This window comes from Halomicrococcus pelagicus, assembly GCF_050954125.1.
On record NZ_JBPBWC010000007.1, the window covers coordinates 82,084 to 94,810 of the forward strand.

Below are 12,727 nucleotides of genomic sequence, written 5' to 3' on the forward strand. Positions count from 1 at the left end.
GGTCGATGACCTGTCCGATCGCGCTCGTCGTCCCAAACGTCTTATACCACAGAGCTCGAAGCCACGATGTCGATAGGAGAGCGTGATGCCTTTCGAAAACCTTCCAGCAGTGGTCGCTCTCGAGGCACTGCCCGTCTTGACCGGTACCCGACGAAGCGCGAGCATTCAACTCAGTGAGAAATATCTAGAGAATCGAATCGCTGTACTATCAGCACTCGATATCGACCCAACTTCGGAACGGATAGATGCACTGCGTCGTTCACGGCGTCTTTTGGACACGGAGGTGAGTATCGAATCGTTCGACGCCGACGCGTTTCTGGAGGCGATGAACGAGTTACGGGAAACGTACCGCCGGATTCCGGAGGTGACGTTTCTCCAAGAGAACTACCCTGGGACGTGTATCGTCGTCCCCGAACTCGTTCGCAATCGCAACAAGATCGAGTTCGGGGCTCGGATATATTTCCATCCCGAAGATCACGCACCGAAGCCGAGAGAGATCGTCCGGAGGAACGTGACCGCCATCGTCAACGATGACGAGCACGCATTCGACCGGTATAAAGGGAGGATACACGGCTATCCCGAGTGTTGTATCGCGTCGTTCGCGGAACGAAACTCCGAGTCACCGGAACGTCGCTCGGTCGCATCGCTGGAGACACAGGTCCGTGCTGATTCAATCGGAACCGATGCCAATGTTTCAATAGAGGATATTCTCCCGGATTTCTTCGCTACACCAGCTGCGTATTCGTTCTTTTCTCGCCAGTTCTATCCCGAACCGCAGTGCCACGCTGCACAGAGCCGCGGAGAGGAAATATACGAGGAGCTTAGTAATGAACTTTCAGAAGTAGTAGCTCGAGATCACTTCCGCTTGAACTACGCCCTCTGTTACACGGTCACCGCGTCGCTCGGTCGAGGAAACGGAGAACTTCCAGCGGTTGGTGCACTCGGGACGGAGCACATCTACCACTACCTGCCATTGAAGAATGCGCTTTCGATACCGCGTTATAACGACGAAAGCCCGGAGTAGCCCGTGTCACCAACCAACGTCTGAGAACGTGTTCGCCAGTTGGCGAGGAGTTTTGGAACGGCGGTCGAAGCGTCGACCATGTCGCTCGTGGCCTTCGATTTCGACGAGACGCTTCCCCAGTCCGGCCAGACAATTCTCCTCGGAAAGGAGTACGACGTGGCGAGCGAGATTCGAGGACTTGCCGAACAGGGGCTCTGCGGTAACGTAAAACCGCGTTCGGAGTTCCCGTCGTCGAGAAGTACTGCGACGTCGTCGTGACGTCGACACGCAAACTCCGACTGTGCTTCGAACAGTACGACATCGTCGAGACGGGATGAACTCCTCAGACTCGGCTAGGCCGCGAGGCCGAAGGAGGGCAGGGAGGTCACTGTAGCGCGTCAGCGAACCAGTCAGCCGCCACGTGGGCGACCTCGTCGAGTTCGCCCTCGCCCTCGAAGAGGTGACCGGCTCCCTCGACGACGTACAGGTCTTTCTCGCAGGAGAGCTGGTCGTAGGCATCGCGGTTGAGTTCGAGTACCTGGGTGTCGGCACCGCCGACGACGAACAGGGTCGGTGCTTGAACCTCGTCGAGTACCTCGGAAGCCATGTCGACGCGTCCTCCTCGAGAGACGACTGCATCGATGTCGTCTTCGAGGCGGGCCGCGGCCCGGAGCGCTGACGCGGCCCCCGTACTGGATCCGAAGTATCCCACGTTCAGGTCGCGAGTGTCCTCACGGCTCCACACCCACTCGGTGACCGCGACGAGACGGTCCGTCAGCAACGAGATGTCGAAGCGATTCTCGCGGAACTGATCCTCCCGTTCGGTGAGCAGGTCGAACAACAGCGTACCAAGCCCCTGCTCGCGAATGACTTCCGCGACGAAGTTATTGCGCGGGCTCTTCCGACTGGAGCCGCTCCCGTGGGCGAACACGACCAGTCCCGCTGCGTCCTCCGGAATCGCTAACGTACCCTCGAGTTCGACGTCGTCGACCGGAATGGATACTAAGCTCTCGGAGTTCTGAGCCATATCGAGATTTGCGTTGCCAATCGGCTTTACTACCATGGCCGTTTCCATCTCCGGAGAACGTCCGAACGTTACGGGTGGCGCAGGGCGCAGATTAGTGAACTACTCGAGGCACCCGGTGTGGAACGATATGGGTTCAGAAGTGCTGTTCTCCCAACTACTTATACGAACGGATGGGGTAGGTGAACGTTGATGCAGGTTCTCGTCCCTTACGACGGATCCGATCCGTCACTCGCTGCGCTCGAGTACGCCGTCGAACAGTTCGCTGACGCCGGGATCACGGCGTTACACGTCATCGACGAGAAATACATCGACAATCCCTACGGCCAGCTCCTCGTCGGACGCGAGGAATTGCGAGAGCAGGCCATGGAAGAGGCGGACGGACTCCTCACCGAAGCGGAAACGGCCGCCGAAGAAGCAGAAGTCGACATCGACACGGACGTGGTAATCGGACACCCTGTTCGTGGTATTCTCGACTACGTCGACGAGAACCAGATAGACCAGGTCATCATGGGCGGGAGAGGACTCTCGAACGTTCCACAATTGCTCTTGGGCAGCGTATCCTTCGGTGTCGTACTCCACGCAGACGTCCCGGTTACCATCATCAGGTAGACACGCCGTCACCTACGACGACTTCGGTCAGTCGAATGAGTCGGCAATGCGGTGTATAACGCGCCACGAGCCTTCCACGCTCTAGCAGTCATCGTTTCGAGAAATCAAGCGACTTCCCGGGTTATGGAAGTGACCGGTGGGTATTTGGAATCCAATACCGTGAGTTCACTTGGCAACCGGACAGTTCGGGGGTATTGAAAAACGACTAACCGACGGTGAAAAAGCATGGACATTAATGATATCGTTTCGGAAGAGTACATAGAATACACTCCCGAGACGCAGGTTTCGAAACTCGTCGGCACGTTCGACGATCCAGACGTCAAGGGCGTTGTCGTGAACGGCGATAAGTTCGAGGGGGTCATCACCAGAAGACAACTCGCCAACTCGCATCACCAGCCAGGAGAAAAGCTCGGCTCGCTGGTCTGGCACGTCCCCCGACTTGCTCCCGACGAAGACATACGTAAGGTCGCACAACTGATGATCGATGGCGACTCCCAACTCCTCCCCGTTTTCGACGGTCGGGACATGGTCGGAGTCGTCACCGTCGACGGGATTCTCCAGAAGGTCAAGCCGTTTCTCGACGCGGCGACCGTCGCCGACGCCTACACCGACGACCTCGTCTCGGTGAATTCGGAGTCGACGGTTGGTAAAGTGCTCCACATCTTTCGTGAGCACCGGATTACGCATCTTCCGGTCGTCGAGGATAGCACGGCGGTCGGCATCTTGAGCCTCTACGACGTGACCGACCTGACGGTCAGATCCACCCAGCAAAGTCAGGGTGGTGACCCGGCCGGGACGGACTCGTTCGGGGGAGACCTCTCCGACAGCGCCGGTCGCGCGCGTCGCGGTGGCTTCGGTGCCCGGGAAGGGGAACTTGCGCGTATCCTCGACCTGCCGGTTCGGGACGTAATGGTATCGCCGGTGCGAACGATTCAACCTGAACAAACGCTCGACACAGCCGTCGACGAGATGTTCGAGATCGATGGCTCGTCGCTCGTCGTCACTGAAGACGAACGCCCCGACGGTATCGTCACAAAAACGGACGTCCTCGAGTCACTCACGTGGGAGGTCGAAGGCAATCGGGCCGTCCAGATTTACGGCACCGACTTGTTAGACGACGTGCGCTACGAGGAGGTCGTGGAGATGGTCGAGAAGTTCGACGACAGAGATCACGGCATGAACGTTCTGGACGCGAAAATCCACCTGCACGAACACGACGAGAAGCTGCGTGGGACGCCACTTCTGCTCGCCCGCATTCGTCTGCACACCGACCGAGGACTGTATATCGCTTCGGGCACGGGATACGGCGCAAGTCAAGCGATTAACGAGGCGCGAGACATCCTGGAGAGACAAATCCGCGACAAGAAGACCTACGGACGAAGCAAAAAGCACCCGAGTGAGGAGTACTGGAAGAAGCGCTTCGGCTGGATGCTCGAGGAGTAACCGATATCCAACACCGCTCCGTGAGGACGACACTCCCAGGGTTCGAACTCCGACCATTCCGTCCCACTGTCCTACGGGTCTGACCATCAGTCGACCGAAGAGCTCTCGCTGTTAAGTCGGCAAGGTGAGCTATTGTCCGTCTCGAGAACTACCGATGGACCGGCCCGAACGACTATGATGAATGTTCACATACCCCGTAGTACGGCGGGTTGGAGTGTCCGCTAGCTGTACTACAGCCGGAGTGAATGAACATGACAGTAATCGCCAGGTTTGAAGTCATCCCAGTCCACGACGGAAGTCTATCACGAGACATCGCACAAGCAATCGAAGCGCTCGACGATTTCGACATTTCGTACGAACTGACTGCGACCGACACGGTCATCGAAGCCGAGGACGTAGATGAAGTGTTCGATGCCGTCCAGACAGCACACAACGCAGTCGAAAGCGACCGTATCATATCCTCACTGGAGGTCGATGAACAGAAAGAACGCGAACAACACGTCGAGGACCGCGTCGAGTCCGTCGCAGGCGTGCTCGGACGCGACCCGAAACGTGACCGAGAATCGGGGTCTGGCTAGGTGACGGGCTGGCGTTCGCCTGTCTCGCGCTCGGTGTGACGACGAGCGAGTGGAGACGGACCGAGGTATTGACAGACACCGGCCGGTTATAGCGGTTGCGAGTCGAAATTCCTCGACTGAAGCCGCGGGAGGCGGTCGACACCTATGACGTAGGGAAGCGACCGATTCCGCTGGCCAAGGAGATGGTCAGGTTTGTCTTTGTCCTCCTGAGGGAGTGACCGACTACCGTTAGCGGCAGGCAAGCTGCGGGCACCTTCTCCAAGTTCAGCGAACAGTACGGCTGTATCACAGCTACTCGCTAGGCGTCTCTTCCCCCGAAATCCGAAAAATGGATAGTTAGTACGGGGGTCGTTGCGCCCGGATAACATCGGCAAGCTGTTGCTGTTCATCAGCAAGAAGCTCGGTCAGATCATCAGCCGTGATGATTCCAACCAGTTCGTCGTCGGCATCACAGACGGGAAGCCGCCGAACACCGTGTTCGCACATCAATTCGGCTGCCTGGTAGAAGCCACTTCCAGAATCGATTGTACAGAGATCGTCGGTCATCACGTCTCCAGCGGTCTCGGCCTGGTCGGCCTGTCCAGCGAGAACGCGCACGGTCAAGTCCCGATCGGTCACGATACCGACTGGGGACCGCTCTTCAGTGATCACGATGCTACCGACGTTCTGTTGCTCCATCGTCGTCGCGAGCTCCGTGACGGACGTTTCAGCCGATGCAGTGACCACGTCACTGCGTGCGAGGTCTTCGATTGGCATTTGTATCCCTCCAAGTAGACTCTACGAAGCAAGACCACGTAGTCCCTTGGGGGAATTATAGGATAGTGAGAATCATCATCAATGTCCACCGAAAACAGCACTCTCGCATCGATACAGCCGAAATCTCACCGGGGGAGTCGATAGCTGTTTCTCTCGCTTTTGAACGGCGAGGACTGCTCCGCGGTAACCGTGAGTCTACGTCGCGATGGCCGACGCGTTCTGGCTCGCCAAGTACCCACCCCGAATCGTCGAAGCCGGAGGTTCGATCGACGTCGGCGTGGCGGGAGACCGTCGACAGGCGGGACAGGGCGAGTACCTCGGGGTCGTTCGGGAGAGCGAAGCTCTCCCGTGATGACGAGACGCCGTCGGCGTCTCGAACCACGTGACCCCGAGGCGGTTCACGACTCCTCGTAGAGGTACGCCATCGCTTCCTCGTCGGTCACCTGCTCGAAGTTCTCGTAGAACTGCCCGACCGCACTGAACGCTGACGTCGTCGTTGGGCAGACCACTTCGTCGGCCTCCGCTCGGAGGTCGTCTATCGTGCTCGGCGGTCCGACTGGGACGGCGACGACGATTCGCTCGGCTCCCTTCTCGCGGGCTAACCGTACTGCGGAGATGGCAGTCGACCCGGTCGCGACACCGTCGTCCACGACGAGGACTGTCTTCCCCGCGAGAGTAGGTTCGTTTCGTTCGCCGCGGTATCGTTCGGCCTTCTCGCGTGCGTTCCGAGCCTCCCGTTCGCGCTCGCGTTCGAGGTAATCGTCCGAGGCGCCAACTCGTTCGATGGCCTCCTCGTTGAACCATGCGCTCCCGTCGCTGGCTACCGCACCGATGGCATACTCTGGATTGTCTGGCGCACCGATCTTCGAAGCGACGATGATATCCAGTGGCAACTCGAGTGCATCCGCCACCTCGCGTCCTAACGGAAGGCCACCACGTGGGATGGCGAGTACGATGTCAGCATCTACGTCGCGTTCCGCAATTGCGTCAGCCAGTTGCTGGCCAGCATCGATTCTATCCTGGAACCGGTCGGTTCCCCCGGGTCCCCCAGACATACGCTTCGATAGGACCCTCGGACAGAAAATAACACCGTCTCCTTTCCGCGAGGGTTCGGTGAAACTCTGCGACCATATGCGAACGGCCAGCGATGCAACCTGAAAAAGTGAGTGCCGTCGCTCCTTCCGGTGGGAGGATACTCATCTCCGGTACCGAGCGTGCCAGCCGCCAGTCCCCGACCAACTGTCGGGGGCGTACACTTATGGATTCCTCCGTCGTATCGGTTCGCGGGAGACACAGTGACAGTACAAGACGTAGCCCGAGCTGGCGTAGTAACGGCTCCCAGAGACAAATCCGCCGGAAATCTGGCCACCGTGATGAAAGAGGAGAACGTCGGAAGTACGATTATCGAAGACGATGGCAAGCCGGTCGGTATCGTCACCGACCGCGACCTCGTGATGCAGGTGCTCGAACCGCGCGAGGACCCGACGGCGGTGACCGCCGAAGATATCATGACCGAGACGCTGACCACGGTACAGGCCGACGATGGTGTCTTCGAAGCGACCGAGACGATGTACGAGCAGTCGGTGCGGCGTCTCCCGGTCGTCGATTCAGAGGGAGCTATCGCCGGAATCGTGACGCTGGACGACCTCCTTGTCCTGCTCACCGACGAGATGGACAACCTCGCCAGCGTCATCGAAGCCGAATCACCGCCATACTGAAACGAAAAGCGAACCACCAACGATGACCGTCACGATAAAACTCAACGACGATCTCGCAGAGCGACTCGACCAACACTTGGAGGAGGACGAATCGTACGAGGAACTTATCGAGGAACTGGTGTCGATGTACGAGACTGAGGGGGCGTTCCTCACGGAAGGCTACTCCGAGTGACATCCTCCTCGCCGTAAACGGCGAGGCTTCCCGTACGATAGCCCTTTGTAAGAAGACGGCAAACAGCTAGGGTATGGCGTCGCTCGACGAAGTCTCCAGAACGGTTCTCGAAAAGCGGTATCTCCGACAGGACGAGAACGGCGAAGTCGTCGAGACGCCGGACGAAATGTTTCGGCGGGTCGCGTCCAATCTCGCAGAGGCCGAGAGGGAGTTCGATGACGCCGCTGAAACGGTCGAAGAAGAGTTCTATGACGCGATGAGTGCCCTCGACTTCCTCCCGAACTCACCGACGCTGATGAACGCGGGAACGGAGTTGCAACAGCTAGCTGCCTGCTTCGTCTTGCCGATCGAGGACTCCCTGGAACCAATCTTCACCGCGGTCAAGCAAACCGCACTCATCCACCAGAGCGGTGGTGGAACTGGTTCTCATTCTCGAACCTCCGGCCCAAGGGCGACGTAGTTCAGAAGACCGGTGGCGTAGCGAGCGGCCCAGTGAGCTTCATGAAGATCTTCGACACCGCCACAGAACAGATCAAGCAAGGTGGGCGACGGCGAGGCGCAAACATGGGGGTCCTTCGCGTGGACCACCCCGACATCGAGGCGTTCGTCGAAGTCAAGCGCGAGGCGGACACGTTACGGAATTTCAATCTCTCGGTAGCGACGACCGAGGAGTTCTGGAACGCTCGTGACGCCGGCGAGTCATACAACCTCGCGAATCCGCGGACGGATGAAGTCGTCGAGCGCGAAGATTCCGATCGAATTCTTTCAGCTATCGCCAGGGCGGCGTGGGACTCCGGCGATCCAGGTATCCTGTTTCTAGACACAATAAACGAGCACAATCCAACGCCAGAGCTGGGCAGAATCGAAGCGACGAACCCCTGCGGCGAAGTCCCACTCCTGCCGTACGAGGCCTGCATCCTCGGCTCGATCAACCTCGGAAACCACACCGACGGCGACGACGTCGATTGGGAGAGGCTCCGTGAGACAGTTCACCTCGGAGTGCGCTTTCTGGACAACGCCATTGAGATGTCGGAGTTCCCGATTCCCGAAATCGAGGAGATGGTGACGAGGAACCGCAAACTTGGGCTCGGTGTAATGGGATTTCACGATATGCTCGTCGATCTCGAAATCGCCTATGATTCCGACGAAGCGGTCGCATTCGCCGACGAACTCATGGAATTTATCCACGACGAGTCGTGGGAAGTGTCGAAGCAACTTGCGGAGGAGCGCGGACCGTTTCCAGAGTGGGAACGCTCCACTCGCGAGGAACCGCTTCGAAACGCGACGACGACGACCATCGCTCCGACGGGCACTATCTCGCTCATCGCGGACTGTTCCGCGAGCATCGGACCCATCTACAACGTGGCGTACACGAAGCGAGTGATGGACGGACTCGAAATCGTCAACGACCGATTCGTCGAGATGGCGACCGAACGGGGCTTTTACTCCGACGGACTCCTCGACGAACTTCACGGTAGAACCACGATTCAGGACGTCGACACGATTCCCGACGACGTGAAACGCCTGTTCCAGACGGCCCACGACGTCCCCGCCGACCGTCATCTCGAAGTTCAGGCCGCCTTCCAGCGACACGTCGACAACGCCGTGAGCAAGACGGTGAACTTGCCTGCCACGGCTACCGTCGAGGACGTGCGAAACGTCTTCCTGCGAGCGCGAGAACTCGATCTCAAAGGTGTCACCGTATTCAGGAGCGGGGCCAAACCAGAGCAGATACTCGGAGAGGATCCGCTCAAAGAAGAGTGCATCGGCGAGTGCGAGTACATTGGCGAGACTGACCGTGACAGAGAGTCGTAGGACCAGGGTCGATCCGGATTCGTCTCTCCGCTGGCTTTCGAACGGACGGCTTCCGTACGTCGATTATCGATTTTTCACTCCGTAAATCACCCGTTCGTGCACGTCACAGAGCGTCGCGTGCCGGGACGCGCCGGAACCGCGTCTATCGGACGGTGAGCGTCGGTTGCTCGGCAGTCCGAATCACACGTTCGGTGGTACTTCCGAGGTGGACCTCGCTCGTCCGACCGTGCGTGCCCATCGCCACGAGGTCGATGTCGCGCTCCTCGACGTAGTCGAGTATCGCCTCGTAGGGTGTTCCCTGTCGGATTCCGCGCTCGGTCGTCAGGTCGAATTCGGCGGCCGTCTCGGCGACCACGTCGGCGTTCGGACGTTGACTGAAGACCTACTCGCCGTCGACCGACTGGGTGACGACCCCCACTAGTGGCGATCGAAGGGAAGGGATATTCGAGAAACGACGCCATCGACGTCGAACGTGGGGTCGTGCAAGCGTACGATCGCCCCATTAGTTGGAAGTGTGATAAAACGGGGCCTACAGACGGTCCCAGTGCCGGTGGTAACCGTCTATACCCACGAGGATACACAGCAAACAGGGCCACTCCTTCAGTCTCTAATTTGGTTCTCCAAAGACTATTTCCTGCTAGCTCTTGTTGGCGAAGTCATGGCTTACCAGGTTCTCGTCCCACTGGACGGATCAGAATGTGCCAACCAAGCTCTGGAGTATACGCTCGAAAAGTTTCCTGACGCGGTGGTCACGACGATTCACGTTATCAGTCCTATCGAGTCCGTCTACGCGGTAGAAGCCGGAGGGTTACCCGTTGCCGAGGAGTTGTACGACAACGCTCAGGAGCGCGCAAGCGAAATCCACGGAGACGCCGAGGAGCTTGCGGACGAGTACGGGGTGGAACTAGACACCGTCACAGAGGTTGGAAAACCTGCCCGGACGATACTCGAATACGCTGACGAACACGAAATAAATCAAATCGTCATGGGAAGCCATGGCCGGACGGGCGTCGAACGCGTCGTCCTGGGAAGCGTCGCGGAGAGCGTGATGCGTCGAGCGCAGATACCGGTGACTGTCGTGCGGTGACCGGTCGACGTTCGCTGGTATTGTGGATACGATTCTGTTTGGTACCGGAATCCGAGTCTTGATAATTAAGCGATACCTTTCAGAAGATTTCCGACGACGTAGGCGACGGTCGCCGCGAGCATTCCGACGAGGAACATCTCGCCACCGTTCACGTACCATCGTCGTCGAGTCACGAGGCTACGACTCGCGCCGACGGCTAAAAATGCGAAACCGGTGACCGTGACGGACAGCGGAAACAGCGGTTCGAGAACGAATACGTACGGAAGGAGTGGCGCCCACCCCGCGATGACGAACGCCAAGAACGTGACAAACGCCGTACTCTGGGGAGATTTCGGGTCGCTAGCCTCGGAACGAACCTCCTCGACAGTCGCCTGGTACGCAATCTCCGAACGACGACTCAGATAATTACTCATCCCCATCGAAAATCCGTCCGCAAACAGGTTCGCGATGCCCAGAATCAGCACGATCGAGGGATTCAGTGTGGCCCCGGCGACTCCCGAGACGACGGCGAACGTGGTAACGATTCCGTCGTTCGCGCCGTAGATGATCTCCGCCAGATACTCTCCGGACGACTCCACCTCATCGCCGAGTAGTTGCTCTAACATTTCTGTCCCCTATACAGTCGAAACCCCTACAAGCCTTTCCTCGAAACCCCCTTCGTCAACGAGTAACGCTACTCGTCGCTCCCCGCCGTTCGTTTCACGGAAGATGACCGGGGACTAAGAGTGCTCCTCAGACGTACTCGAAGACCCGAGCCATCCCTCGTTCCAGGTGATAGTTGTTGTGGCAGTGGAAGAGCCAGTCACCGGGGTTGTCCGCCAGAAAGTCGAACGTAACCTGTCCCCGATGGGGCGGGACGAGGACGGTGTCCATGACTGCGTCGCCGACCTGGAAGAAGTGGCCGTGAAGGTGCATGGGGTGGATCGCCGGACTGCGGTTTACCATCCGAACCCGGACGTGCTCGCCCTTGCTGATCTCTAGAGGGTCGGCGTCCGGGTACGCCTGCCCGTCGATGGTCCACGCTCCGGGTTCCTGCATCATCCCTCCCGAGAGGGTGAAGTCGAACGTCCGGTCGGGTGTACCGCCAACGTCGAGCGGTTCGAGTGCCCGGAGGTCGCCGTACTGTAGCGTCCGACCGTCGAACTGTGGTCGTCCGGCAGAATTCCCTTCAGGCGTGCTATCGTACCGCAGTATCGCTTCCGCAGGTCGCTCACTTCCGACGACGGGTGACGCGACGATGGCCCAGTCCCCGGGGGAGTCGGCCTCGACGATCGCGTCGTAGCGTTCGCCCATGCTGATGTAGAAGGAGTCGACATCCACCGGTTCGACCGGTCGTCCGTCGGTGTGCGTGACAGTCATCGAGTGGCCGCCGATACCGACGCGGTACGTCGTAGCGCCGCCGGGGTTGATGAATCGCAGTCGGACGCGCTCGCCTTCTTGGACATCGAATACGGGCGGGTCGGAGGGGAGCCGTCCGTTGACGACCATCCCCTCGTACGGGGGACGGCGGTCCTGCATCGGACCGCCACCTCCCATTCCGCCGTTCCGGCCTCCACCGCCGGGGCCACCGCCTCCACCGGGTCCGCCGCCACCAGGTCCACCGCCACCAGGTCCGCCACCGCCACCGGGACCACCACCGCCGCCACCAGGTCCGCCCCCACCGCCGCCACCGGGGCCACCTCCTCCACCAGGTCCGCCCCCATCGCCGCCACCGCCACGACCTCCCCCAGGTGGCGCCTCGATGGAGTCGAGTTTCGGATCGCCAGCGAAAAAATCATCGACCACTAGCGTGTGCTCCCGATCGTACTTGACGTGGGGCGACTCTTCTTCGACGATAAGCGGTCCGTTGAGTGCCCTGTCGAGTTGGAGACCGACGTGGCTGTGATAGACGTAGGTGCCCGCTGGCGACGCTTCGTACTCGTACATGAACGTCTCGCCGGGCGAAACCGGGTCCTGCGTGACGTTCGGAACGCCGTCCATCGGATTCGGAACGGGGACGCCGTGCCAGTGAACGGTCGTTCCCTCCGGCAACCGGTTCTCGACGGAGACGCGCAGCGTGTCTCCCTCGCTCACGCGGAGTTCCGGTCCGGGATACCGGTCGTCGTACAGCCACGTATTGCCGGTTTCGCCCGGCGCTACCTCGGCCTGTCCTTCCGTGGCCACGAGAGTCGCGTCTTGTTCGTTCCCGCTTCCTTCCTCCTGCGACCCGTTGACGGGCTCCGATTCGATTCCGTTTACTCCCCTACTTCCTGCAATTCCCAGTAGTGCCGCGCCCCCTCCGACGCGCAACACGCGTCGCCGCGATACGCTTCGTTCGTTGCTGACCATCACGTGCCCTACCACACCAACAACAAAAAACGAGGGGGCAATGCCCAGCACCTGAGACTTTCGTTGTCCACCTCGGCCAGCGTGTCGGGACGTTTCGGGTGATTGATAATCGCCTCGTTCGCGTCGTGTGCTCCCTCGTACGCTTTTGATATTTGACAGGGTTAGATGTATTCGAAATCCACGTGTTGTCG

The 12,727-nt window shown here is 59.3% G+C and carries 15 protein-coding genes and 1 pseudogene; 10 read left to right on the plus strand and 6 right to left on the minus strand.

Going from position 1 to position 12,727, the window contains the following annotated elements; genetic code table 11:
* The first annotated feature begins 85 nt into the window (after positions 1 to 85).
* Both ACRYA2_RS14345 and ACRYA2_RS14350 read left to right on the plus strand, forming a co-directional pair.
* Positions 86 to 1,024, plus strand: coding sequence for a hypothetical protein (locus tag ACRYA2_RS14345; RefSeq protein ID WP_433629352.1), 939 nt, complete (start codon positions 86 to 88; stop codon positions 1,022 to 1,024).
* 78 nt (positions 1,025 to 1,102) lie between these two features.
* Positions 1,103 to 1,282, plus strand: a complete 180-nt coding sequence (locus tag ACRYA2_RS14350; protein WP_433629354.1) for a hypothetical protein — start codon at positions 1,103 to 1,105, stop codon at positions 1,280 to 1,282.
* A gap of 106 nt (positions 1,283 to 1,388) precedes the next feature.
* On the opposite strand, the gene ACRYA2_RS14355 is transcribed toward ACRYA2_RS14350, so the two are convergent.
* Positions 1,389 to 2,030 (minus strand): dienelactone hydrolase family protein, encoded by a 642-nt coding sequence (locus ACRYA2_RS14355; protein WP_433629357.1) that lies wholly within the window; start codon positions 2,028 to 2,030, stop codon positions 1,389 to 1,391.
* A gap of 189 nt (positions 2,031 to 2,219) precedes the next feature.
* On the opposite strand from ACRYA2_RS14355, the gene ACRYA2_RS14360 reads away from it, so the two are divergent.
* From ACRYA2_RS14360 to ACRYA2_RS14370, 3 genes are all read left to right on the plus strand, one after another.
* Positions 2,220 to 2,639, plus strand: a complete 420-nt coding sequence (locus ACRYA2_RS14360) for a universal stress protein (RefSeq protein ID WP_433629360.1) — start codon at positions 2,220 to 2,222, stop codon at positions 2,637 to 2,639.
* A gap of 225 nt (positions 2,640 to 2,864) precedes the next feature.
* Positions 2,865 to 4,082 carry a CBS domain-containing protein gene (locus tag ACRYA2_RS14365; RefSeq protein WP_433629363.1) on the plus strand — a complete coding sequence of 406 codons (1,218 nt, stop codon included), beginning with the start codon at positions 2,865 to 2,867 and terminating at the stop codon, positions 4,080 to 4,082.
* A 251-nt stretch (positions 4,083 to 4,333) separates the two neighbouring features.
* Positions 4,334 to 4,660: an MTH1187 family thiamine-binding protein gene (locus tag ACRYA2_RS14370; protein ID WP_433629365.1), complete on the plus strand. Its 327-nt coding sequence runs from the start codon at positions 4,334 to 4,336 to the stop codon at positions 4,658 to 4,660.
* 336 nt (positions 4,661 to 4,996) lie between these two features.
* Here the strand turns inward: ACRYA2_RS14370 and ACRYA2_RS14375 are convergent, their stop codons facing one another.
* Positions 4,997 to 5,416, minus strand: a complete 420-nt coding sequence (locus ACRYA2_RS14375; RefSeq protein ID WP_433629368.1) for a CBS domain-containing protein — start codon at positions 5,414 to 5,416, stop codon at positions 4,997 to 4,999.
* 205 nt (positions 5,417 to 5,621) lie between these two features.
* On the opposite strand from ACRYA2_RS14375, the gene ACRYA2_RS14380 reads away from it, so the two are divergent.
* Complete coding sequence (locus ACRYA2_RS14380; RefSeq protein ID WP_433629371.1) at positions 5,622 to 5,768, plus strand: hypothetical protein; 147 nt, start codon at positions 5,622 to 5,624, stop codon at positions 5,766 to 5,768.
* Positions 5,769 to 5,814: 46 nt separating this feature from the next.
* On the opposite strand, the gene ACRYA2_RS14385 is transcribed toward ACRYA2_RS14380, so the two are convergent.
* The gene (locus ACRYA2_RS14385; RefSeq protein ID WP_433629374.1) at positions 5,815 to 6,471 is read right to left on the minus strand and encodes a phosphoribosyltransferase; all 657 of its coding nucleotides are present in this window, start codon (positions 6,469 to 6,471) and stop codon (positions 5,815 to 5,817) included.
* A 240-nt stretch (positions 6,472 to 6,711) separates the two neighbouring features.
* Here ACRYA2_RS14385 and ACRYA2_RS14390 point away from each other — a divergent pair, with 240 nt between their 5' ends.
* The 3 genes and pseudogenes from ACRYA2_RS14390 (at position 6,712) to ACRYA2_RS14400 (ending at position 9,121) form a co-directional block, all read left to right on the plus strand.
* Complete coding sequence (locus tag ACRYA2_RS14390; RefSeq protein WP_433629377.1) at positions 6,712 to 7,134, plus strand: CBS domain-containing protein; 423 nt, start codon at positions 6,712 to 6,714, stop codon at positions 7,132 to 7,134.
* A 22-nt stretch (positions 7,135 to 7,156) separates the two neighbouring features.
* Positions 7,157 to 7,306 (plus strand): DUF7557 family protein, encoded by a 150-nt coding sequence (locus ACRYA2_RS14395; RefSeq protein WP_433629380.1) that lies wholly within the window; start codon positions 7,157 to 7,159, stop codon positions 7,304 to 7,306.
* A gap of 73 nt (positions 7,307 to 7,379) precedes the next feature.
* Positions 7,380 to 9,121 (plus strand): annotated as a pseudogene (locus ACRYA2_RS14400) (adenosylcobalamin-dependent ribonucleoside-diphosphate reductase).
* Between the two features lie 142 nt (positions 9,122 to 9,263).
* Here ACRYA2_RS14400 and ACRYA2_RS14405 read toward each other — a convergent pair.
* Positions 9,264 to 9,476: a universal stress protein gene (locus ACRYA2_RS14405; RefSeq protein ID WP_433629382.1), complete on the minus strand. Its 213-nt coding sequence runs from the start codon at positions 9,474 to 9,476 to the stop codon at positions 9,264 to 9,266.
* Between the two features lie 189 nt (positions 9,477 to 9,665).
* Here ACRYA2_RS14405 and ACRYA2_RS14410 point away from each other — a divergent pair, with 189 nt between their 5' ends.
* Positions 9,666 to 10,208 carry a universal stress protein gene (locus ACRYA2_RS14410; protein ID WP_433629385.1) on the plus strand — a complete coding sequence of 181 codons (543 nt, stop codon included), beginning with the start codon at positions 9,666 to 9,668 and terminating at the stop codon, positions 10,206 to 10,208.
* Positions 10,209 to 10,273: 65 nt separating this feature from the next.
* Here ACRYA2_RS14410 and ACRYA2_RS14415 read toward each other — a convergent pair whose 3' ends face one another.
* Complete coding sequence (locus tag ACRYA2_RS14415; RefSeq protein ID WP_433629388.1) at positions 10,274 to 10,813, minus strand: VIT1/CCC1 transporter family protein; 540 nt, start codon at positions 10,811 to 10,813, stop codon at positions 10,274 to 10,276.
* Between the two features lie 127 nt (positions 10,814 to 10,940).
* Complete coding sequence (locus tag ACRYA2_RS14420) at positions 10,941 to 12,536, minus strand: multicopper oxidase family protein (protein ID WP_433629390.1); 1,596 nt, start codon at positions 12,534 to 12,536, stop codon at positions 10,941 to 10,943.
* Between the last annotated feature and the right edge of the window lie 191 nt (positions 12,537 to 12,727).

Bases quoted from the DNA above. Each gene is read 5' to 3' on its own strand.
- ACRYA2_RS14345 (WP_433629352.1), top strand. From the start codon at position 86: ATGCCTTTCGAAAACCTTCCAGCAGTGGTCGCTCTCGAGGCACTGCCC.
- ACRYA2_RS14350 (WP_433629354.1), top strand. From the start codon at position 1,103: ATGTCGCTCGTGGCCTTCGATTTCGACGAGACGCTTCCCCAGTCCGGC.
- ACRYA2_RS14355 (WP_433629357.1), bottom strand. From the start codon at position 2,030: ATGGCTCAGAACTCCGAGAGCTTAGTATCCATTCCGGTCGACGACGTC.
- ACRYA2_RS14360 (WP_433629360.1), top strand. From the start codon at position 2,220: ATGCAGGTTCTCGTCCCTTACGACGGATCCGATCCGTCACTCGCTGCG.
- ACRYA2_RS14365 (WP_433629363.1), top strand. From the start codon at position 2,865: ATGGACATTAATGATATCGTTTCGGAAGAGTACATAGAATACACTCCC.
- ACRYA2_RS14370 (WP_433629365.1), top strand. From the start codon at position 4,334: ATGACAGTAATCGCCAGGTTTGAAGTCATCCCAGTCCACGACGGAAGT.
- ACRYA2_RS14375 (WP_433629368.1), bottom strand. From the start codon at position 5,416: ATGCCAATCGAAGACCTCGCACGCAGTGACGTGGTCACTGCATCGGCT.
- ACRYA2_RS14380 (WP_433629371.1), top strand. From the start codon at position 5,622: ATGGCCGACGCGTTCTGGCTCGCCAAGTACCCACCCCGAATCGTCGAA.
- ACRYA2_RS14385 (WP_433629374.1), bottom strand. From the start codon at position 6,471: ATGTCTGGGGGACCCGGGGGAACCGACCGGTTCCAGGATAGAATCGAT.
- ACRYA2_RS14395 (WP_433629380.1), top strand. From the start codon at position 7,157: ATGACCGTCACGATAAAACTCAACGACGATCTCGCAGAGCGACTCGAC.
- ACRYA2_RS14415 (WP_433629388.1), bottom strand. From the start codon at position 10,813: ATGTTAGAGCAACTACTCGGCGATGAGGTGGAGTCGTCCGGAGAGTAT.
- ACRYA2_RS14420 (WP_433629390.1), bottom strand. From the start codon at position 12,536: ATGGTCAGCAACGAACGAAGCGTATCGCGGCGACGCGTGTTGCGCGTC.